Origin of the sequence: Xanthomonas sp. LF07-6, from assembly GCF_034105445.1 — a bacterium.
Taxonomy (GTDB): Bacteria; Pseudomonadota; Gammaproteobacteria; order Xanthomonadales; family Xanthomonadaceae; genus Xanthomonas_A; species Xanthomonas_A sontii.
Genome location: NZ_JAXGGI010000002.1, coordinates 147,162 through 168,924, shown reverse-complemented (window position 1 = coordinate 168,924; position 21,763 = coordinate 147,162). Strand labels below are relative to the sequence as shown.

Below are 21,763 nucleotides of genomic sequence, written 5' to 3'. Positions count from 1 at the left end.
GAGATCGAGACAGCGACGTGACGTTCGACGACTCTCCGACCGCGCAGATCTCCACGGACTTCCTGGATTACCAGTACTCGGTACTGGGCATCCTGGATTACCTCAACTCGCCGGACGTCACGGAAATCTGCATCAACCGTCCTGGCGAGCTGTACCTGGAGACCCTGCGTGGCTGGCAGCGGATGGATATCCCGTCGCTGACGTTCGATCGCGCGCGGCAGTTCTGTACGGCGGTGGTCAACGAGAGCAATACCGGCCAGCGCATCACCGATGCCGATCCGGTGGTGTCGTTGACCTTTCCCACCGGACAGCGCGCGCAGTTCGTGATCCCGCCGGCCTGCGACGCCGGCAAGGTGTCGATCACCATCCGTCTGCCGTCCAAGCACACCAAGACCCTGGAGCAGTACAAGGAAGACGGCTTCTTCCAGGAGATCCTGGAGGTGCAGTCGGGTCTGAGCGAGCAGGATCGCGAGCTTCTCGAGCTGCGGCGGCAGCGCGATTACGCCGAGTTCTTCAAGAAGGCGGTGCTGTTCAAGAAGAACGTCGTCGTTGCCGGCGCCACCGGTAGCGGCAAGACCACCTTCATGAAGTCGCTGGTGAATCACATCCCGCACGAAGAGCGGCTGGTGACGATCGAGGACGCGCGCGAGCTCTTCATCAGCCAACCCAATTCCGTGCATTTGCTCTACTCGAAAGGCGGACAAAGCACGAGCAACGTCACCGCGAAGAGCTGCATGGAAGCATGCCTGCGCATGAAGCCCGACCGCATCATTCTTGCGGAGTTGCGCGGCGACGAGTCGTTCTACTTCATCCGCAACTGCGCTTCCGGTCATCCCGGTTCCATCACCAGCTGTCATGCTGGCAGCATCGGGCAGACCTGGGATCAGTTGGCGCTGATGGTCAAGGCGTCGGCCGAAGGGTCGGGCCTGGAGTTCGCCGTCATCAAGCGGTTGTTGATGATGACCATCGACATCGTTGTCCACATCAAATCGCACGCGGGCCGGCGCTATATCACCGGTATCGATTTCGATCCGGAACGCATGCAGTCGGGTGGGGGATGAATATGTTCATTAAGGTGATAGGGCGAAGCGGCGCCGATTGACTTTGAATTTTTCTTCCAACACGATTGATTTGCTACATCTGCGGCGTTCTGGGCGATTTGCCACGACGCCGATGCATAGGGAGTAACCACGGCATGTTGCCAGGCATGGAACTACTCAGCTGTCCCGAAATGGCGGTTCCGGCTGAAGTCATGCAGCACGTTGTGCGCGTCGAGTCGTCGCACAATCCGTTCGCGATCGGTGTGGTCGGCGGTCGCCTGGTGCGTCAGCCGCAGAACCTGTCCGAAGCGGTGGCCACGGCGCGGATGCTGGAAGAGAAGGGCTACAATTTCTCCCTCGGTCTCGGGCAGGTCAACCGCTACAACCTGATCAAGTACGGCCTGGATACCTACGAAAAAGCATTCAAGACCTGTCCCAATCTGCAGGCCGCCTCGAAGATCCTGGCCGAGTGCTATAGCCGCTCCGGCGGTAACTGGGGCAAGTCGTTCAGCTGTTACTACTCCGGAAACTTCGAGACCGGGTACCGCCACGGTTACGTGCAGAAGGTCTACGCGTCGATCAACCAGGGCAGGGCGCTCGCCGCGTCCACCGCTGGTGCGATCCCGGTGATCCCGGCCGGAAGCGTGCGTCGTGCGCTCAACGACTCGGTGAAGGCCGCGGCGGTGCGCGAAGTCGATTCGATCGTGTCGCGGCGCATCGACTCGGCGGCGAACCAGCTTGCCAGCGGCCTGGCCGCGCAAGGTCAGCCATCTCTGCGCCCTCAGGCTGCCGTCGCGGCGCCAACGCAGCAGACCGCTGGGACAGTTGCGGCCGCACCAGCGGCGCAACTGTCCGCTGCAGATTCCGATCTCTACGTAATACGACCTACAGGCGCCGGCAAAGGAGTGGCGGTTCCTGCAGGTGGCGGAGCGTCCCCAGCTCCGCACGTTTCCGCACACGCGCCTCAGGCCGTGGCGGGAGCGACCGTTCCTGGCGCAAGTACGCCGCCGCCGACGCCTGGCGACGGGGCCTTCGTATTCTAGCCAGATGCAGTAGCGCGGCCATGCAAATGGCTTTTTGATCACCCCCTGTTTTCCAGTCAAGGAGATACTCACGATGTTCAAGAACAATCAGATGAAGTCGAACGCCAAGGTCATCGGCACGGCGGCGTTGCAGGCGGCGGTGTTCACCGTGGCCCTGCTCGCGTCCAGCTTCGCGATGGCGCAGGACTATGCCGGTGCCGATACCAAGGTCTGCAACTTCCTCGGCAAGACCAACAATATCCTGAACATGGCGTCCATCGTGGTGGTGACGATCGCGGTCGTCTTCGCCGGCTACCAGATCGCGTTTGCGCATAAGCGCGTTTCCGAAGTGGCGCCGGTGCTGCTAGGTGGCGTGCTGATCGGCGCGGCCGGCCAGTTGGCCAAGATGCTGATCGGCGACACCGGCCAGAAGCAGTGCACGGCCACTGCGGCGATCGATATGATCCAGCACGTTCTGCACTATGCATAAGAACGTGCTTTTCCGGGGTTGCACCCGACCGGCGATGTTTTTCGGGGTGCCGTACATCCCGTTTTTCATCGGCGCGGGTGGCGGCTTCCTGATGGGTATCTATTTCGATATGTGGCTGCTGCTGCTCATTCCGGTCATCGTCTTCGTCATGCAGCAGATGACCAAGCGAGACGAGATGATCTTCCGCATGCTCGGGTTGCGCTGGATGATGCGGATGCGCGTGCGCAACCTGCAGCGCTATTCCGGCATGTGGGTGTTCTCGCCGAATGAGTACAGGAAAGAGGTGCCGGGCGCCAAGCGCTAGCTTGGAATCCGGCATCGGGTCTCGACCCCATGCACGACGCCTGTGTCGTGCATGGGGTTGTTCGGTTTTTCGTGTCGACGCGCGATGGCTTGTCTGAGCGAGGTCGGCAGTTCCCGGGGTATGCGCGCCGGGCCTTGGCAAGACGAAACGGATTCTGAGTCACTTCATTATGTTCATCCCGGATACTTCGATCAGCGAGTTCATTTCCATCTCCACGCATGTGGCGCCGTCCGTGCTGAAGACGACGGGAGGAGATTTCATGCTGGTCTGGCACTTGGGCGGGCTTCCGTTCGTGGGCCGCGAAGAGTGGGAGATCGAACACCGTCACAACACCTTCAATCGCATGCTGCAGACGCTGCGTGCTCCGGATTTCGCCAATGTGGCGTTCTGGGTGCACGATGTGCGCCGCCGTCGTCGCATCAAGAACGAGGGCAAGTTCCAGCAGGCCTTCAACCAGGATTTGTCGGACCAGTATTACGGCGCCTTGTCGTCGCAGAAGATCATGCAGAACGAGTTGTACATGACCATGATCTATCGCCCGGTGGTGACAGGTAAGCGTCTCATGGACAAGTCGTCGAGCATTCCGCAGTTGCAGTCCGAGCAGGACCAGGCGATCGCCAAGGTTCTCGAACTGGCAGGCAACGTCGAAGCCGTGCTGAAGGATTATTCGCCGTACCGGCTTAGCATGTACGAGGCCACCAATGGCGTGGTGTTCTCCGAGACGCTGGAGTTCTTCGGTTATCTGATCAATCGCATCGACGAGCCGGTACCGGTGCTGCAGGCGCCGGTGCCCGCCTATCTGCCGGTCAGCAAGCACATGTTCGCCAACAAGACCGGCGACTTCGTGATCAAGACCCCGGAGGGTGTCAATCATTTCGGTGCCATTCTGAACATCAAGGAGTACACCGACGGAACCTATCCCGGCATCCTCAATGGCCTGAAGTATCTCGACTTCGAGTATGTGGTGACCCACTCCTTCAGCCCGATGGGACGGCACGATGCACTGAAGGTGCTCGATCGCACCAAGGGCATGATGGTGTCCTCCGGCGACAAGGCGGTCAGCCAGATCCACGAGCTAGACCTGGCGATGGATCAGTTGTCGTCTGGCAACTTCGTTCTGGGCGAATATCACTTCACCATTGCCATCTACGCCGATACGCAGGAGAAGCTTTCGCAGCAGGTGGCGACCACCCGCGCGGAACTGTCCAATGCCGGTTTCGTCTCGACCAAGGAGGATCTGGCGGTCGCTTCCTCCTTTTACGCGCAGTTGCCTGGCAACTGGCGCTACCGCACGCGTATCGCCAATGTCAGCTCACTGAACTTCCTCGGTCTGTCGCCGCTGCACAACTTCGCCCAGGGCAAGCGCGAGAACAATCCGTGGGGCGAGTGCGTCACCACCTTGCAGACCACCAACGGCCAGCCGTACTACTTCAATTTCCACGCGACGCATCCGGCGGAGAACTCGCTCGGCGAGAAGGCGATCGCCAATACCATGGTGATCGGCAAGTCCGGTACCGGTAAGACCGCGTTGATCAACTTTCTGCTCAGCCAGGTGCAGAAGTTCGATCCGATTCCCACCATTTTCTTCTTCGACAAGGACCGCGGTGCCGAGATCTTCGTGCGTGCCTGCGGTGGCAATTACCTGGCGCTGGAGAACGGCAAGCCCACCGGCTTCAACCCGTTCCAGTGCGAGCGCACCGAGGCGAACGTGCAGTTCCTGGCCGACCTGATCAAGGTCCTCGCAGGCAAGATCGAGTACACCTCGCGCGAGGAGGAGGACATCTTCCGCGGCGTGGAGGGCATGCTCGACACGCCCATGCATCTGCGCAGCATGACCAACTTCCGCAAGAGCCTGCCCAACATGGGCGACGACGGTCTGTACGCGCGCATGCGCAAGTGGACGGCCGGCAACTCGCACGGCTGGGTGTTCGACAATCCGGTCGATACGATCGACCTGGAGAAGGCCAGCATCATCGGCTTCGACTACACCGACGTCATCGACAATCCGGAAGTGCGGGTTCCGGTCATCAACTATCTGCTGCATCGGCTGGAAGCCCTGATCGACGGCCGGCCGCTCATCTACGTGATGGACGAGTTCTGGAAGATCCTCGATGGCAAGGGCGGCCTGAAGGAATTCGCCAAGAACAAGCAGAAGACCATCCGTAAACAGAACGGCCTGGGTATCTTCGCCACCCAGAGCCCGGAGGATGCGCTTGCCAGCGACATTTCCGCGGCGCTGGTCGAACAGACCGCGACGATGATCCTGCTGCCCAATCCCAATGCCAGCAAGGAAGACTACATGGACGGCCTCAAGCTCACCGAGGCCGAGTACCAGGTCGTGGTCAGCCTGGACGAGCGCTCGCGCTGCTTCCTGGTCAAGCAGGGCCATGGATCGTCGGTGTGCCAGCTCAATCTGCGCGGCATGGACGATGCGCTGTCGGTCATCTCGGCGTCGACCGACAATATCGAAATCATGCACCAGGTGCTGGAGCGCAAGGCCAAGGAGCACGGCGTCGCGCCGGACGATCTGACGCCCGAGCAGTGGTTGAACGAGTTCTACGCACGTCGCAAGGGCTCCGGAAAATCGGGTCCTGCGAGGTCGGTGTCTTCGGATAATCGGGGGGCGGCGGCGGTCAGCTGACCGCTTCGCCCAGTCACGCGTGGCAATCTTCTACAAGATCTGTGTTGAGGTGTTTATGGATAAGATGACGAAAGTCTTTAGCCGTACAGGTGTCGTTGCTGCAATTGCGCTGCTCACGCTGTTGCCCGCTACTGCTTTTGCGCAGTGGAAAGTGATCGATAAGACGCAAATTGACGAGAATAAAGCCAATACAAAGACGCTGGATCAGAAGCTGGACAAGATCCGCGGGGATAACGAGGTCGGCAAGGCCGAGAAACAGAAGTCCAGTGGCGATGAGGTCGACAAGCCGAAGGAAAAGCTGGTCAAGGTCGACGACAACTACGGTGTGTCCGATTGTGCTAGCAAGACTGCTGGCACTCCGGTGTCAACTGAACAGCAGCAGACCTGCGAATTGATCCAGCGTACGCGTAACTCGCAGTTCAATTACATGGTGGCGATGTACGACATCACCGAAAAGCGGTTGCAGCGCCTGCGCGATCTGGAACAGCAGCGTGCGAAAATCAGCACGAACCAGATCGGCTTGCTGGAAGACAACACGAACAAGCTGATCGCGTTGCGGGCGCTGATGGATATCGATCGTCAGCAGATGGAAGCAGCGATGTTTGCCTACGAGAAGCGCTTGTCCTACCTGACCCAAGTACAGTCAGCTGGTGGTTGGGCCGCTATGCGCGGCAAGAAAGCGCCTTCCGCCACCAATACTGGTGGAGGTGGCAGCTTGTTCGATGCGTTTGCCGGCCTTAGCGACCTGGCCCAGACGATCGCCGCTGGAGCAGTGATGAAAGGGGCACTGGAGTTGGCTAAGTCGAAAAAGCCTGATGGCGACTATAAGTCTTTGAGTATTGAGAATTAGTCTGTGTTAAGTGCTGCTTGGTTAAAAGTGGCTTGATGGTGGTTTGGCTCAGTGATGAGCATGGCATTATGGAGCGGTCATGAATTTCTTGCAGAATTACGCTAATTACGAGTTCTTCAAAGCCATCAACAATTTTCTGCGAGATGAAATCGACTACTTCCAGTGGTCATTGCTCATTCGCATGTCCGATTGGGTTGCAGTGACCGCGCTGAGCGCGTTGACGCTTTGGATTCTGTTCAAGGGCTACCAAGTTGCGACTGGTCAATCGCGCGAGTCGGCCATGGAGTTGGTCGTCAAGTCGTTGCGGTCGGCGCTGATCATTGGTGTGGCCATGAGCATGGTGGCTGCGGCTCGGCCTGAAGGAATGAAAGGACTGTATTGGAGGCTGACCGATGGACTGAGCAGCGCGATCGTTTTCACGGTGACCGGTAGCTCACAGAGTCCCTATGAGGCAATCGACGACAATCTGGCGATGATGCAAATCGCCATGACAAGTATCGATCAGATCGACAGTGCTGGTAATCCGGACATCGAGAAGGAGAAGGATCGCGCGAGGTTGTTCAGTGGGATCGGAATGGCTGGTCCTGGAATCGTGGGCGGCTCGTTGTTGTTGCTGAACAAGTTGGCAATGGCACTGTTCATCGGCTTTGGGCCATTGTTCATTCTTTGCCTGCTATTTGATGCCACAAAGTCATTGTTCCAAAAGTGGTTGACTTATGGGATCGGCACGGTGTTCTCCTTGGGGGTGCTTAGCTTCACGGTTGGCTTGGCGACGAAAGTCGTCGCTGTGGTAGGTGCCGCGTTCTTAGCGAAGTGGGCTGTGTCGGGTGGTGCAACTGAGGGCGTCGGCAGCATGTCATTGCAGCAGGGTGGTATCGGTTTGGTATTGAGTACCCTAATCATTACTGCGCCACCTATGGCGGCTGCATTTTTCCAGGGCACGCTCGGCCAATTCTCTCCTTACTCTGGCTTTGGTCAGGTCGGACGGGATCCTGCGTCTGGTAGGCCTCGCGCGCCGCAGTCACCTGGTGGCGAATCGGCGTTTCGAGGAGGAGATTTCAATTCGTCTCAGTCCGTCACTCCTAATCACTCCACAAGGCAGGTTCAGTTTTCTTCTGACGCTTCTGGTCAAACAGGTGCCGGTAGGTACAGGCCGCAGGACGTCGTTTGATAATATGTTTGGAGGTGATGTTTTGAAGGCGATAGTCTTTGCTTCTTGCTTACTGCTCAGTCCGATGGCCTTGGCGCAAACTGCCTGCCCGTCGGGAGTGGCTCCTGGCAGTCCTCAATGTGGCCCGAGCCCCGGAGGCGAGGATGGGTCTGCGCGGTTGACGGGAGAGTGGATCAAGACGTGGGGGGCTATCGCACGTGCGTCCAGCGGAGATGTCGGAAGCAGCACTGGAAGGTTTTCGGAATCGGATGCTGAGGCCGGTGCGTTGGAAAGGTGTGCTGGCCTCGGAAATTCGGACTGCAAGGTTGTTTTTACCTACAAAAACCAGTGTGTTGCCGTTGTCCAAGGTCCTGATGGAACTGGGGTGGGGAAAATAGTGAGTGGCGCGACCGTGAGCGCCGCGAAGAAAGAAGCGCTGCGTCGCTGTAAAGAGGCTTCAGGTTCTGAGTGCACAGTCATAGGGACGGATTGCTCTAAGCCCTACTTCAGGGAATATTGATTTTCTTTTTGCGGTGTTGGATTTAACGAGTCCTGTTCATGGTGGACGCGTTTTTTCAAGTGATCACTTTCGCCATGTGTGAATACGTATGCAGGCACCGCTGAAATTCCTGCATCAACGCTACTCTAGCGCAGCGTTTCGCGTGCCCGTCGCACGCGCGATCTCTGCCCGAAGGGGGGCGTTGCATGTCTCAGGCTCCATGGTGGCGCGGTGCCGTCATCTATCAGATCTATCCGCGTAGCTTCCTCGACGCCAATGGCGACGGTATCGGCGATTTGCCGGGCATCGTGCGCAAACTGGACTACATCGCGGCGTTGGGCGTGGATGCGATCTGGATCTCGCCGTTCTTCAAGTCGCCGATGGCCGATTTCGGCTACGACATCGCCGACTATCGTGAGGTCGATCCGCTGTTCGGTACCATGGCCGACTTCGATGCCCTGCTGGCCAAGGCGCATGCGCTGGGCCTGAAAGTGATGATCGACCAGGTGCTCAGTCACACCTCGGTGGAGCATGACTGGTTCAAGGAAAGCCGGCAGAGCCGCGACAACCCGAAGGCGGATTGGTATGTGTGGACCGATGCGCGTGAGGACGGGGCGCCGCCCAACAACTGGCTGTCGATCTTCGGTGGCGTGGCGTGGCAGTGGGAGCCGCGCCGCGGGCAGTACTATCTGCACAATTTCCTTGCCTCGCAGCCGGATCTGAACTTCCACAATCCGCAGGTGCAGCAGGCGACCTTGGACAACGTAGAGTTCTGGCTGGCGCGCGGTGTCGACGGCTTTCGCCTGGACGCGATCAATTTCTGCTTCCACGATCCGCAACTGCGCGACAACCCGCCCAAACCGCCGGAAAAGCGCGTCGGCCGCGGCTTCAGCCCGGACAATCCGTACGCGTTCCAGTACCACTACTACAACAACACGCAGGCGGAGAACCTGCCGTTCCTGCAGAAGCTGCGCAGCCTGCTCGACCGCTATCCGGGGACGGTAAGCCTGGGCGAGATCTCGTCGGAGGATTCGCTGGCGACCACGGCCGAATACACCCGCGCCGGGCACCTGCACATGGGCTACAGCTTCGAATTGCTGACCGACGATTTCAGCGCGGCCTACATCCGCGAGACGGTCTCGCGTCTGGAAGCGGCGATGACCGAAGGCTGGCCGTGCTGGGCGATTTCCAATCATGACGTGCAACGCGCGGTGACGCGTTGGGGGCAGGGTGCCGAGACGCCGGCCTTCGCGCGGCTGCTGATCGCGATGCTGTGTTCGCTGCGCGGCTCGGTCTGCGTCTACCAGGGCGAAGAGCTCGGCCTGGGCGAGGCAGAGGTGCCGTTCGAGGCGCTGCAGGACCCCTACGGCATCGCGTTCTGGCCGAACTTCAAGGGCCGCGATGGGTGCCGGACGCCGCTGCCATGGGATGCCAGCGAGCAAGCCGGTTTCAGCACCGGGACGCCTTGGTTGCCGATCGCGGCAGCGCATCGCGCACAATCGGTGGCGGCGCAGGAGGCCGACCCGCAGTCGGTCCTGCATGCGATTCGCCAGTTCCTGGCCTGGCGCAAGCGCCATCCGGCCTTGCGTGAGGGCGACATCGTCTTCCACGAGACGGCCGAGCCCGTGCTGATGTTCCAGCGTCGCCACGCCGCGCAGTGCTTGCTGCTGGCGTTCAATCTGTCCGCCGAGGCCGCCGACGTGGCGCTGCCCGAGGGCAGCTGGCAGGCGCTGCAGGTGCCGGGCGTGGTCGCGGGCTCGGTCGAAGAGCGCTTGCGTTTGCCCGGCTATGCGATGGTGTGCCTGCAGGGCGCATGAGCGGGACCAAATGATTCCTGCGACGGCAGCGTCGCATCCTGCTGTGTGGCTACGGCACTGCCGAGACGGTGTTTGTGAGAGACAGTCCGGCGTGCACTGCGTCGGATAGGCCTCATGCATACCACCGACGTGGGCGCTTGTTGGACGACAAGGATCGCTCTGGAAGTTCAGTGTCCGTAGTAGGCATGTTGCGCTGACCACGCCACGCCGCCTTCGCGGTTTGGCGTGCCCGGTAATCACGGCACGCCTCGTCGCCGACAATCACGCCGACCTGGAACCAAAGCCAGCTCGGAGACTTGCCTTGCTGGCCCACACAACAGACTGCTGCGCCGATGCCGATGCCGATGCCGCTGCCGGCTAGGCGACGCGGCCACGAATCCGCCGTCATCGCTGCGCTGGTGTCCATCGCGGCAATGTCACCATGTCTGCACGCCAGCCCTTGTGATCTGAAACGCCGCTTTTCCAGCAACGCCACCTGGTCTCGATCTCGCGGCCTCCTGGCTGAGACCCATCGTTGGCGATGGCGGTGCTGGCGTCGATCAGCTGCCGCAGTAGCGATTCGGCGCGGATGCGTGGTCTGTGGCGCGGTCGGGCCGACCAGTTCGGGGTTCAGTAATGAATGTCCAGGCATGGCGCTTTCTGGCACGCAGAGGGCTTGGGCCATGCACTCCTGAAGTGCAGATTTTTTTCGGCGACGCGGCCATTCCGCGCGCTCGCGGCGTTTTGTCGGGATCTTCGCGGACGCGGCGAGATCTCCATCAGTTCACGCGCGATCGCTTTCTGTAGATCTTCTTGCAGGCGAAGGGGCTGGTGTGCGCCCTCCAGGCCGCTCGTCTTGATCCCGATCGGCAAACCAGATCGTCAACGCTGCTCGATCCTGATCTCATCGTTTTCTCTCTGGTCACCCCGGCATTTGACGCAACCGTCCGCGGCAACCGCCCCAACGAAAACGCCCGCCGGGTGCGCCGGCGGGCGTCGTCTGCAGCCTCTACGCGGGACTCAGAACTTGTAGTTCACGCCCAGCATGTAGGTGCGTCCCCATTCGACGTACTCCAGCGGGCGATCCTTGGTGCCGGCGTAGGTGCGGTAGGGCGAGTTGGTCAGGTTGCTCGCCTGCAGCAGCAGGCTCAGCCCGGCCAGGCTGCTGCCGTCGGCGAAGGTATAGCTGACCTGCGCGTCGGTGACGTTCTCGCCGACCACGTAGCGCAGCGTGCGGTTGCCGTTGAAGTTGCCGATCTCGCCGATAAAGTCCGAACGCCGCCGCTGGCTGACGCGTGCTTCGAAGCCGTTGCGCTCGTAGTAGGCGGTGAAGTTGTACACGCGCTTGGACAGGCCGGGCAGGTCGATCGGCGCCGAGCCCACGCTGGAGGCGCTTTCGGGATCGACGATCTTGATGTCGCTGTCGTTGAACGTGGCACTGGCCTGGATGCCGAAGCCGCGCAGGCTGTCGGTGAACATGTCCAACGGCAGCGAGGCGGTCAGCTCGAGCCCGCGCAGAGTGCCGCCCTTGCCGTTCTGCGGCGAGGAGAAGGTACCGGTGGTCTGTACCGGCACGGTCATGTTGGGCGGGCGCACGTAGCTGGCGAGCAGGGCGGAGAAGTCGTAATCGTCGCGCGATTGCGTGTAGATGTAGCTCTTCAGGTCCTTGTAGAACACCGCGGCGGCCACGTAGGCCTTCTCGCCGAAGTACTTCTCGTACGACAGGTCCAGCGCGTTGGCGCGCCACGGGTCGAGCAGGGGATTGCCGCCGCTGCCGCCGGGCTTGCCGGTGGAGGTGTCCACGCCGAAGTCCAGGCCGGCGCGCATCTGGTCCACGCGCGGCCGCGCCACCTGCTTGGCCGCGGCGAAGCGCAGGGTCTGCTGGTGCGGGAACAGGAAGGCCAGGTTGAGGCTCGGCAGCCAGTCGTTGTAGGTCTTGCCGGCGTCGATCGGCAGCACATTCTGGCCGGCCGGACGGGACTGGTCGAAGTAGCTGGACTGCGAGCTCTGGTCGGCGTGCTGCAACTGCACGCCGATGTTGCCGCGCACGCCGACCTCGCCGATGTCGGTGTTGATGTTGGCGCGGAGCCAGGCCGTGGTGATCTTCTCCTGCACCGTCCACGACTTCGGAATCAGGTAGTCCAGATTGGTGACCGGGTTGAAGGTCATGTAGCGCGAGACCGCCGCCGGCACGTTCCAGGCCGGGATGGTGCCGATACCGGCGAAGCCGAGGTTGACCGGGTCGTACTGCAGGTCGCTGGCGATGCTGGTGTCGCCCTGCGCGCCGAGCAGGATGTTGCCTTCGGCCTGGGTCTTCTGCTTGCGGCGGTCGGCGTAGTTGACGCCCACGTCGATGTCCGAGAACCAGGTCAGCGCCTGCGGTGCCGGCAGCGTCGCCGCCAGGCGGCCGCCCTTCAGCCGGTCCTCGACCTCCGGCACCTTGCCGTAGCCGGAGCCGTAGATGGTGTTGGTCAGGAACAGGTTGTTCGGGTCGGAGTAGTCGCGGCCGGGGGTGATCTGCGAGAAGCCATTCGGCTTGACCACGAGACCGACCGTGTCCAGCTGCGGCATCGGCACCAGCTGTAGGTTGTTCTCCAGGTTCAGCTCCTTGCGGGTGGCCTTGGAGTAGTTCAGGTCGGCCATCAGGCGCACGCTGCCGAGGTTGAACTCGTTGTTCCAGCCGAATGCGTCGATCTTGTCCTTGCGCTTGTTGTACATGCCGCGCACCAACGGGTACACGCCGCTGGCGGTGCCGCCGGTGAAGCTGCCGCTGGCGTCGACCTGCGGATTGGTGATCAGCAGGCCGGGCGTGTAGCCGCCGTTGTAGTTGCTGAGATTGACCTCGAACTGATTGGCGGTGTCGATCTGCTCGGCTTCGGTATGGAATGCGTCGAAGGTGCTGGTCCAACTGCTGGACGGACGGAACTGCACGGTCGCCATCACGCCGTCGCGCTTGTTGTTGCCGGTGCGGCGCAGCGCCTTGATGCCGTCGGAGAAGTAGGTGCCCGGGGCCACGCCGGGGCGGCTGCCGCTGTCGGTGTTCTGCGTGGTCCACGGCTCGTACAGGCCGACCTGGTTTTCCTGGATGGGCATGTCGCTGTGGGCATAGCCGATCGAGAAGCCCAGGGTGTTGTCCAGGAACTGGTCGATGTAGCTGGCGCTGAAGCGGTTGCCGAAGGCGTCGACGTTGGCGGCCTTGCCGAGCGAGCTCTTCTGCAGGCGGCCGCTGACGGCGATCACCCGGTCCGGAAAGCTCAGCGGACGCACGGTCTGCATGTCGATGGTGCCGGACAGGCCCTGGCCGACCAGGCCGGCGTCGGGCGTCTTGTACACGGTCACGCCGTTGACCAGTTCCGAGGGATACTGGTCGAACTCGACGCTGCGGTTGTCGCCGGTGCTGACCACTTCGCGGCCGTTGAGCAGGGTAGTGGCGAAGTCGGGCGACAGGCCGCGCACGCTGATCACCTGGGCGCGGCCGGCGACGCGCTGCGCGGCCAGGCCGGGCAGGCGCCCGAGCGATTCGGCGATGCTCACGTCCGGAAGCTTGCCGATGTCCTCGGCCGAGATCGCTTCGACGATGGACGTCGAGTCCTGTTTGATCGCGATGGCGTTCTCGATGCCGCGGCGGATGCCGGTCACCTGGACCTTGTCCAGTTCGGTGACCGGATCCTTGGACGTGGTGGCGGTGGTATCGGACTGTGCCGCAGCCAGCATCGGCGTCATCGCGACGGCCAGCGCCAGCGTCAGCGCGTTGCGCTTGTGGTTCAACATTTTTCCCTCCCAGGCAATGTTGTCTTGCGAATGTCTGAACCGGCGAGGCGGCCGGATGTGCGTGTCGCGCAGCCGCAGGGCGGTGTCGCGATTGCGCTGTATGGTAGACACGCGGCTTCGTCGCGAACGTCCGCTGCATACGTATTCACTGGCCTGCATCGCATTGGAAGCGCTTTCAGGATCGCAATGTCGTGCGCGCGCCGCTACGCCGGTGCCGCGGCGAGGATGTGCGTGCTTCATGCAACTGACGTCGCCTGGCATGAACATTCGGGTGCTGCACTGAGAGTGATGCCAGGGAGTCCGCCGGCATGCGGACTACGGGCGAGCTGGCAGATGGCGCGACATGGTTTGGCGGAAGCGGCGCGCCGCGCGCCGCTGACCTGCCGCGCACGATGGCGCGGCGCCGCAGAGGCGAGCGCCGTGATCCGGCATGGCGAGTGCATGCCTCCGCCGCTGTGCTGCCGGCGGTGCCGCGTGCCGCATGGTGGTGCGTCAGTGCGATGCCGCCGTGCCAGCGGAGGCCGGCGCCGGGTCCAGCGGGACGAAACGGATCGCCTGGCCGCCGCCGGGCGCCAGCTTCACCTGCAACTGATCGCGGCTGGTGACCATGCGCTGCTCGCGCACGAAGTCGAACGGATTGTGCTGGTAATCGGCGGCGTCGCCGTCGCGGTAGATCTCGGCGCGATAGCGCACGCCCGGTTCGAGGAAGCCCAGCGCGATCGGCAGTACGCGGCCGTGCTCGTCGGTGATGCTGCCGAGGAACCAGTCGCGGCTGTGGCGGTCCTTGCGCACGATGGTCACGTAGTCGCCGATCTCGCCGTCGAGCACGCGGCTGTCGTCCCAGTCCACCGCCACGTCCTCGATGAAGCGGAAGGCGTCGCGGTGCTGCAGGTAGTGCTCGGGCAGGTCGGCCGCCATCTGGATCGGGCTGTACAGGGTCACGTACAGCGCCAGTTGTCGCGCCAGCGTACTCGGAATCGCGCGTCCGCCGCGGCCCGTCAGGCTGAGGATGCCGGGGGTGTAGTCCATCGGCCCGGCCAGCATCCGCGTGAACACCAGGTTCACTTCGTGCTCCGGCGGGTTCGGCGGCTCGCCCCAGGCGTTGTACTCCATGCCGCGTGCGCCTTCGCGCGAGAGCCAGTTCGGGTAGGTGCGACGCAGGCCGGTGTCCTTGATCGGCTCATGGGCGTTTACCGACAGGTGGCGCTTGGCGGCTTCCTCCACCACCTTGAGATGGTGGCGGGCCATGAACTGGCCGTCGTGCCATTCGCGCAACAGCGGGCCGCCGGCGGGATTGCGCCGGTCCACCTGGCCGTCGTCGCAGACGTAGCCGGTCTTGAAGGTGTCCACGCCCAGTCGTGCATATAGATCCAGCGCCGCATCGAGCTGGTCTTCGTAGTGCTCCACCGCGCAGCCGGTCTCGTGGTGACCGATCAGGTGCACACCCTTCTTCGCCGCGTAGGCGCTGAGCGCATCGATGTCGAAGTCCGCGGTGGCGTGGGTGAAGTCGAAGTCGTCGCCGTTGCCGACCCAGTTGCCGTCCCAGCCGGGGTTCCAGCCTTCGACCAGCACGCCACGAAAGCCGTGCGCTGCGGCGAAGTCGATGTAGCGGCGGGTGTTGGCGGTGGTGGCGGCATGCCTGGGGCCGCGCGCCCAGGTGTCCTGGTTCAGGTGCATCGACCACCACACGCCGATGTACTTGGCCGGGTGCACCCAGCTCACGTCGCCCAGCGCGTTGGGTTCGTTGAGATTGAGGATCAGGTTGGAATCGACCAGGCCACCAGCGGTGTCGCTGATCTGCAGCGTGCGCCACGGTGTGTCGAAGGGCAGGGACCGGCGCACCTTCCAGCCTTCCGCCGACGGCGACAGTTGCGCATGCAGGCGCTGGCCTTCGCCGCGGCGCAGCCACATCCCGGCGTAGTCGACCAGGGCCGCCTCGTGGATGGCCAGGTGCAGGCCGTCCTGGCTGCGCAGGGTGAACGGCGTGTGCGCCAGCGGCACCTCGCGCAGCGGCGTGCGTCGGTACAGGTATTCGTAGTGGATGGGCGCGCCGGAGGGAATCCACCAGGCAGTGGCGTCGGGGACGATGTCGAACTCGGTGAGTTCCTCGTCGATGATCGCTTCCTGCATGCCGGCCTGCTGCGGAAAGCTATAGCGGAAGCCGAGCCCGTCGTCGTAGACGCGGAACACCACCGCGAAGCGGCGCTGGCGGCCGCCACGCTCGCCCAGGTCCACGCGCAGTTCGTTGTAGTGGTTGCGCACGTAGCGGCGCTCGCCCCAGGGCTGTTCCCAGGTCTCGTCGACGCTGCGGCTGTGCTGGTCCAGCACCGCCAGGTCGCGATCCAGCGCGCCGTCGCGCAACTGAAAGCCCAGCCGCGATTCGCCGATCACCGGCTCGCCCAGGCGCTGCACGCGATAGCTGGGACGGCCGTCGTCCAGTTGCACGGACACCCGCAGGATCCTGTCGGGCGACGCGATGCTGGCCACGGTCTGCGGTGCGGCGTGCAGTACGGGCGCGATACACAGCAGCAGCGTCCCCAGCCACGACGGAAGATGCCGCGTCGGGCGCAGGCGCGATGAGGCGTGAAGCGGTAGCGGCATCTCCCCTCCCAGGGCGACCGTGGCATCGCAACGACTATAGCGAGGCGGTTCCTGGCCGCCGGAGGCCCGTACGATGAATACGTATGCAACTGCACGCGCCGGGGTGCCGCCCGTCTACCATGTCCGCAGCGCCCCGCGAAGCGGAGGCGGCGACCGCAGTGCCGGCATGCCGGCCTGCGCTTCCACCATGCAGGCAAAGAGGGAGGGAGGTCGATCGGTGCGAGCCGGTCTGCCGCTTCGATGCTGAAGATGATTTGCTTGGCCGCCACCTTGGGTGCTGCGGCGTCGGCGTCTGCTGGACAGACGTCATTGCAGTGGCGTGGCCAGACCGCGCAGGCCGAGGCCACCGCCGACGGCGGTTTCGTGCTGCACGCGGCGCAGGGCACGCGCACGGTGCCGGCACAGCCGCTGCGCAGCGAGACCGATAGTCCGTTGTTCGATGCGCTGTTCGCGCTGGCGCAGCAGGAGCTGCACGACGACCAGGTGCAGGCGATCCGCGACCCGGCGTTCGATCACGGCAAGCCGTTGCCGTGCGATTGCTACCAGACTGGCGAGCGCTGGCCCTACGTGTGGACCCGCGATGTCAGCTATGCCGCGGACCTCGCCCTGGCGCGACTGGATCCCGAGCGCACGCGCCGCTCGCTGCGCTTCAAGCTGTCGCCGATGCGCGGCACCGACGCGCTGCCGGGGCTGTTCGTGGCGCAGGACACCGGCTCCGGCGGCAGTTGGCCGGTGAGCAGCGACCGGGTGGTGTGGTTCCTGGCCGCGCGCCACCTGCTGGACGATCCGGCCTTCGCCGCCGATACCCGCGCCGCGCTCACGGCCACGCTGGCCCAGGATCGCGCGTTCGCGTTCGATCCGCGCATCGGCCTTTACCGCGGCGAGACCTCGTTCCTGGACTGGCGCGAGCAGACCTGTCCGGCCTGGACGCGCGAGGATGTCGGCTTCATCGCCAGTTCCTTCGCGCTCTCGACCAACGTGCTGCATTACCAGGCGCTGCGCCTGGGCGAGCGCCTGGCCCGGGAGCAGGGCGACACGCAAGCGGCCGCGCGCTATGCCGACTGGGCCGATGCACTGCGCCAGGCGATCGCGCAGCGTTTCTGGCGCGAGGACCGCGGCACCTACGTCGGCTACATCGGCACGGCCGAGCATCCGGTGCGCTACGAACGCTACGACCTGCTGGGCCTGTCGCTGGCGGTGCTGGCCGACGTGCTGCCGGCCGCGCGCGCGCGCCAGGCGCTGGCCCGCTATCCGGCGGTGGAGGCGGGCAGCCCGGTGGTGTGGCCGCAGCAGCGCGACGTGCCGATCTACCATAACCGGGCGATCTGGCCGTTCGTCAGCGCCTACGCGCTGCGTGCGGCGCGTCACACCGACGACAGCGCGCGCATCGACCTGGAAGTGCGCTCGCTGCTGCGCGGCGCCGCGCTGGCCGGCTCGAACATGGAGAACTACGAGTTCCTGAGCCAGGCCGCGCATGTCGACGACGGCCCACTGAGCGGTCCGGTGGTCAATTCGCCGCGGCAGCTGTGGTCGGTGGCCGGCTACCTGGCGATGGTGATCGAGGGCGTGTTCGGCGTGGAGGACGACGGCCGCGTGCTGCCCAAGCTGCCGACCAGCCTGGTGCCGCTGCTGTTCGGGGAGCGCCAGGAGATCGCGTTGCAGCTGAAGGACCGGCGCATCGTGCTGCGCCGGCCGGCGCAACTGCAGGGCGACCTGCTGGTCGCTGGCAAGACCAGTACCCAGGACAGCACCACCACCGTCGACCTGGTGGCGCGGCATAGCGGCAGCGCACCCTTGCAGATGCTGACGGCAGAAGACGCCTTCGCACCGCTGGCACCGCCGCCAACGCAGGTGCGGCGCGAAGCGCAAGGCTGGCGGGTGCAGGCGGCCGCGGACACGGTGCTGTACGTCGATGGGCAGGCGCACACGGGGCATGCCGACGGCGCGCTGCTGCCGCTGGCCGAGCGCGTGCAGTGCCTGAGCCTGACCCGGCAAGTGGGGCGTTGGGAGTCGCTGCATAGCCCCACCGTCTGCATCGGCGACGTTGCGCGCGTGGACGGTGCCGACCACTGGAGCTGGACCGCGCCGCACGATGGCGCCTACCGGCTGAGCCTGCGTTACGTCAACGCGCATGGTCCGATCAACACCGGCGTCACCGCCGCGGTCAAACGCCTGCAGGTGCAATGCGGCGACGCGCCAGCGCAATCGCAACCGCTGGTGATGCCGCACAGCGTCGGCGAGCAGACCTCCACGGCGGCGCTGTTCGTGCTGCAGGCCGGGCAACCTTGCGTCGCGCGGCTGCTGCCGGCGGCAAACATGAGCGCACTGCAGCACTTCGCGCGCTACACCGGTGGCCAGGGCGGCGCCGATGGCGTGGTCAATGCCGCCGATGTCGCCGCGCTGCTGATCGCGCCGGCCGGCCCGATCGAGGAGCGCCCATGAGCACCGTGCCACGCGCCAAGCCGGCGCTGTCGTTCTGGCAGATCTGGAACATGTGCTTTGGCTTCCTGGGGATCCAGTTCGGCTTCGCGCTGCAGAACGCCAATGCCAGCCGCATCTTCCAGACCCTCGGCGCGGACATGGAGCAGGTGCCGGGACTGTGGATCGCCGCACCGCTCACCGGCCTGATCGTGCAGCCGATCGTCGGTTACCTGTCCGACCGCACCTGGAACCGCTTCGGCCGGCGTCGCCCGTACTTCATGGTCGGTGCGCTGTTCACCACGTTGGCCCTGCTGGTGATGCCGAACTCGCCGACGCTGTGGGTGGCAGCCGGGACGCTGTGGGTGCTGGACGCCTCGATCAACATCTCGATGGAGCCGTTCCGCGCCTTCGTCGGCGACCAGTTGCCGACGCGCCAGCGCGCCACGGGCTATGCGATGCAGAGCTTCTTCATCGGTGTCGGCGCGGTGGTGGCGAGCATGCTGCCGTGGCTGCTGGCGCACTGGGGCGTCAGCAACACCGCCGGCTCAGGGGAGGTGCCGGCGACGGTGCGCTACGCGTTCTATTTCGGCGGCGCCGTGCTGTTCCTGTCCATCGGCTGGACCGTACTGCGCACCCGCGAGTATCCGCCCGAAGACCTGCACGGCAGCGACGTCGTCACCGCGGCCGCGCAACCGCGCCGTGTCGATGGCGCCGCTGCGCTGTGGTGCGCGGTGGGCATTGCCGGCGCGGCCGCCATCGCCTGGTGCCGCGGCGACCGCATGCTGTACGTGCTGGCCGGCCTGTGCATCGCTTACGGCGTGCTGCAGGGCGTGGCGCCGCGCCTGCGTCGCGGACACATGCTGGCGGCGATCGTCTGCGACCTGCAGACCATGCCGCGGGCGATGCGGCGCCTGGCCGGGGTGCAGTTCTTCTCCTGGTTCGCGTTGTTCGCGATGTGGATCAACACCACCGCCGCGGTCACCCAGACCCACTACGGTACCCACGATGCCACCTCGGCCGCCTACAACGAGGGCGCCAACTGGGTCGGCGTGCTGTTCGCCGCCTACAACGGCTTCGCCGCACTGGCCGCGATCGCCATTCCGCTGCTGGTGCGCGCCTGCGGGCTGCGCGTGAGTCATCTGCTGAATCTGTGCCTGGGCGCGGCCGGCCTGCTGTCGTTCCTGTGGATCCGGGATCCGCAGTGGCTGTTGCTGTCGATGGTCGGGGTGGGCTTCGCCTGGGCCTCGATCCTGTCGTTGCCCTACGCCTTGCTGTCGGACAGCGTGCCGGCGGCGAAGATGGGCGTGTACATGGGCATCTTCAATTTCTTCATCGTGATCCCGCAGTTGGTCGCGGTCAGCGTGCTGGGCTTCGTGCTCACGCACTGGCTCGGCGGCCGGCCGCTGTACGCGCTGGCGATCGGCGGCGGCAGCCTGCTGGTGGCGGCGCTGTGCGTGCTGTGGGTGCCATCGGATTCGGGAGCGAACGCATGATCGATCGGATGTCGTTGTTGGCGCTGGCCCTGCTGGGTGCCTGCGCCGCGTCGGCGCAGGCCCAGGCGCCTGCGCAGGAGGAGTTCTACGGCACGCTGGAGCCGTTCGCCAGCGAGGCGGTGTACTTCGTGGTCACCGATCGCTTCGTCAACGGCGATCCCGGCAACGATCATCGCGACCAGGGCGGCGCGCATCGCACCTTCGACATCCCGATCCCGGCGCCGCCGGGCGAGAGCGACAACATCGGCTACCTCGGCGGCGACTTCAAGGGCGTGGTCGACAACGCCGGCTACATCCGCGACCTGGGCTTCGGCGCGGTGTGGATCACCCCGATCGTCGACAACCCGGACGAGGCCTTCACCGGCGGCAAGCCGATCACCTGGGGCAGCTCGCTGAGCGACCGTGGCAAGACCGGTTACCACGGCTACTGGGGCGTGAACTTCTACAAGCTCGACGAACATTTGCCGAGCCCCGGTCTGGATTTCGCCGGCTTCACCCAGGCCATGCACGCGCAGCAGCTGAAGGTGGTGCTGGACATTGTCGGCAATCACGGCTCGCCGGCCTGGACCATGCCCAAGCGGCAGCCGATGTTCGGCCAGGTCTTCGACCGCGACGGCAAACTGATCGCCGATCACCAGAACCTGCCGCCGTCCAGGCTGGACCCGGCGCACAACCCGCTGCACGCGTTCTACAACACCGGCGGCAACCTGGCGCAGTTGTCCGATTTCAACGAGCGCAACCCGGCGGTGATGGAGTATCTGGTCGGCGCCTATTCGCAGTGGCTGGGGCAGGGCGCCGATGCGTTCCGGATCGACACCATCGGCTGGATGCCGGACAGCTTCTGGCACGAGTTCGTGCGCCGCATCCGCGCGCAGCGCCCGGGCATGTTCATGTTCGGCGAGGACTTCGACTACAACGCGCACAAGATCGCCGGCCATACCTGGGCCGACAATGCCGGTGTCAGCTTGCTGGATTTCCCGCTCAAGCAGGCGCTGGCGGCGACCTTCGGCCACGCCCAGCGCGGCTACGAGACGCTGCAGCCGGCGCTGTACCTGGAACGCGGCCCGTACGCCAATCCGTACGAGCTGATGACCTTCTACGACAACCACGACATGGCGCGGCTGGACGCCAGCGACGCCGGCTTCATCGACGCGCACAACTGGCTGTTCACCGCCCGCGGCATCCCGGTGATCTACTACGGCTCGGAGACCGGCTTCATGCGCGGGCGCGCCGAGCATGCCGGCAACCGCAACTACTTCGGCCAGGAGCGGGTGAACGCGGCGCCGAGCAGCCCGATCTTCGCGCCGCTGCGACGCATCGCCACGCTGCGCCAGCGCAGCCCGGCGCTGCAGCGCGGCCTGCAGCTCAATCTGCAGCTGTCCGGCGACGAGGCGGTGTTCTACCGGGTGTTCCAGCATGCGGGCAGCACTCAGACCGCGCTGGTGCTGCTGAACAAGAGCGACGCGCCGCGCACGCTGGAAGTGCGGCGCTATCTGCAGCCCGGCACCTGGCACGACGGCTTCGACGGCAGCGCCACCGAGGTGACCGATGCGCTGCGCGCCGAGGTGCCGGCACATGGCGTGCGCGTGTTCCTGTCCGATGCGCCGATCGTGCGCCCGGACCTGCGCGCGCGGCTGCGCTGGCTGATGGCCGCCAAGGACGGGGTCGCGCCGACGCCGTGAACG

15 protein-coding genes are annotated in these 21,763 nt (G+C 64.3%); 12 read left to right on the top strand and 3 right to left on the bottom strand.

What is annotated here, in order from left to right; genetic code table 11:
* Window positions 1-17: 17 nt before the first annotated feature.
* From virB11 to SLW56_RS05210, 9 genes are all read left to right on the top strand, one after another.
* A complete protein-coding gene (virB11, locus tag SLW56_RS05250; RefSeq protein WP_017907223.1) occupies window positions 18-1,061 on the top strand; it encodes a P-type DNA transfer ATPase VirB11 in 1,044 nt (347 codons plus the stop codon).
* A 146-nt stretch (window positions 1,062-1,207) separates the two neighbouring features.
* A complete protein-coding gene (locus tag SLW56_RS05245) occupies window positions 1,208-2,083 on the top strand; it encodes a lytic transglycosylase domain-containing protein (RefSeq protein ID WP_318526754.1) in 876 nt (291 codons plus the stop codon).
* A 73-nt stretch (window positions 2,084-2,156) separates the two neighbouring features.
* Complete coding sequence (locus tag SLW56_RS05240) at window positions 2,157-2,552, top strand: TrbC/VirB2 family protein (protein ID WP_017911231.1); 396 nt, start codon at window positions 2,157-2,159, stop codon at window positions 2,550-2,552.
* On the top strand, window positions 2,545-2,856 hold the full coding sequence (locus SLW56_RS05235) for a VirB3 family type IV secretion system protein (protein WP_010340363.1): 312 nt from the start codon (window positions 2,545-2,547) through the stop codon (window positions 2,854-2,856). Before SLW56_RS05240 ends, SLW56_RS05235 begins: the two co-directional genes overlap by 8 nt.
* Before the next feature lie 169 nt (window positions 2,857-3,025).
* Window positions 3,026-5,497, top strand: a complete 2,472-nt coding sequence (locus SLW56_RS05230) for a VirB4 family type IV secretion/conjugal transfer ATPase (protein ID WP_017911229.1) — start codon at window positions 3,026-3,028, stop codon at window positions 5,495-5,497.
* Between the two features lie 64 nt (window positions 5,498-5,561).
* A complete protein-coding gene (locus SLW56_RS05225; protein ID WP_051064752.1) occupies window positions 5,562-6,347 on the top strand; it encodes a hypothetical protein in 786 nt (261 codons plus the stop codon).
* A 79-nt stretch (window positions 6,348-6,426) separates the two neighbouring features.
* Window positions 6,427-7,518: a type IV secretion system protein gene (locus SLW56_RS05220; RefSeq protein ID WP_017911227.1), complete on the top strand. Its 1,092-nt coding sequence runs from the start codon at window positions 6,427-6,429 to the stop codon at window positions 7,516-7,518.
* A 4-nt stretch (window positions 7,519-7,522) separates the two neighbouring features.
* A complete protein-coding gene (locus tag SLW56_RS05215; RefSeq protein ID WP_193312565.1) occupies window positions 7,523-8,017 on the top strand; it encodes a DUF4189 domain-containing protein in 495 nt (164 codons plus the stop codon).
* A gap of 185 nt (window positions 8,018-8,202) precedes the next feature.
* Complete coding sequence (locus tag SLW56_RS05210; RefSeq protein ID WP_152235967.1) at window positions 8,203-9,813, top strand: alpha-glucosidase; 1,611 nt, start codon at window positions 8,203-8,205, stop codon at window positions 9,811-9,813.
* 112 nt (window positions 9,814-9,925) lie between these two features.
* On the opposite strand, the gene SLW56_RS05205 is transcribed toward SLW56_RS05210, so the two are convergent.
* The 3 genes from SLW56_RS05205 to SLW56_RS05195 form a co-directional block, all read right to left on the bottom strand.
* On the bottom strand, window positions 9,926-10,288 hold the full coding sequence (locus SLW56_RS05205) for a hypothetical protein (protein WP_267084491.1): 363 nt from the start codon (window positions 10,286-10,288) through the stop codon (window positions 9,926-9,928).
* Between the two features lie 524 nt (window positions 10,289-10,812).
* Window positions 10,813-13,563, bottom strand: coding sequence for a TonB-dependent receptor (locus SLW56_RS05200; protein ID WP_017911225.1), 2,751 nt, complete (start codon window positions 13,561-13,563; stop codon window positions 10,813-10,815).
* Window positions 13,564-14,055: 492 nt separating this feature from the next.
* Window positions 14,056-16,095 carry a glycoside hydrolase family 97 protein gene (locus tag SLW56_RS05195; RefSeq protein ID WP_320694580.1) on the bottom strand — a complete coding sequence of 680 codons (2,040 nt, stop codon included), beginning with the start codon at window positions 16,093-16,095 and terminating at the stop codon, window positions 14,056-14,058.
* Window positions 16,096-16,404: 309 nt separating this feature from the next.
* On the opposite strand from SLW56_RS05195, the gene SLW56_RS05190 reads away from it, so the two are divergent.
* From SLW56_RS05190 to SLW56_RS05180, 3 genes are read left to right on the top strand one after another with little or no spacing between them, the layout of a single operon-like run.
* Window positions 16,405-18,606, top strand: coding sequence for a Six-hairpin glycosidase-like protein (locus SLW56_RS05190; protein WP_320694448.1), 2,202 nt, complete (start codon window positions 16,405-16,407; stop codon window positions 18,604-18,606).
* The gene (locus SLW56_RS05185; RefSeq protein ID WP_295910747.1) at window positions 18,603-20,078 is read left to right on the top strand and encodes an MFS transporter; all 1,476 of its coding nucleotides are present in this window, start codon (window positions 18,603-18,605) and stop codon (window positions 20,076-20,078) included. Before SLW56_RS05190 ends, SLW56_RS05185 begins: the two co-directional genes overlap by 4 nt.
* Before the next feature lie 8 nt (window positions 20,079-20,086).
* Window positions 20,087-21,760: an alpha-amylase family glycosyl hydrolase gene (locus SLW56_RS05180; protein WP_320694579.1), complete on the top strand. Its 1,674-nt coding sequence runs from the start codon at window positions 20,087-20,089 to the stop codon at window positions 21,758-21,760.
* Window positions 21,761-21,763: the final 3 nt, after the last annotated feature.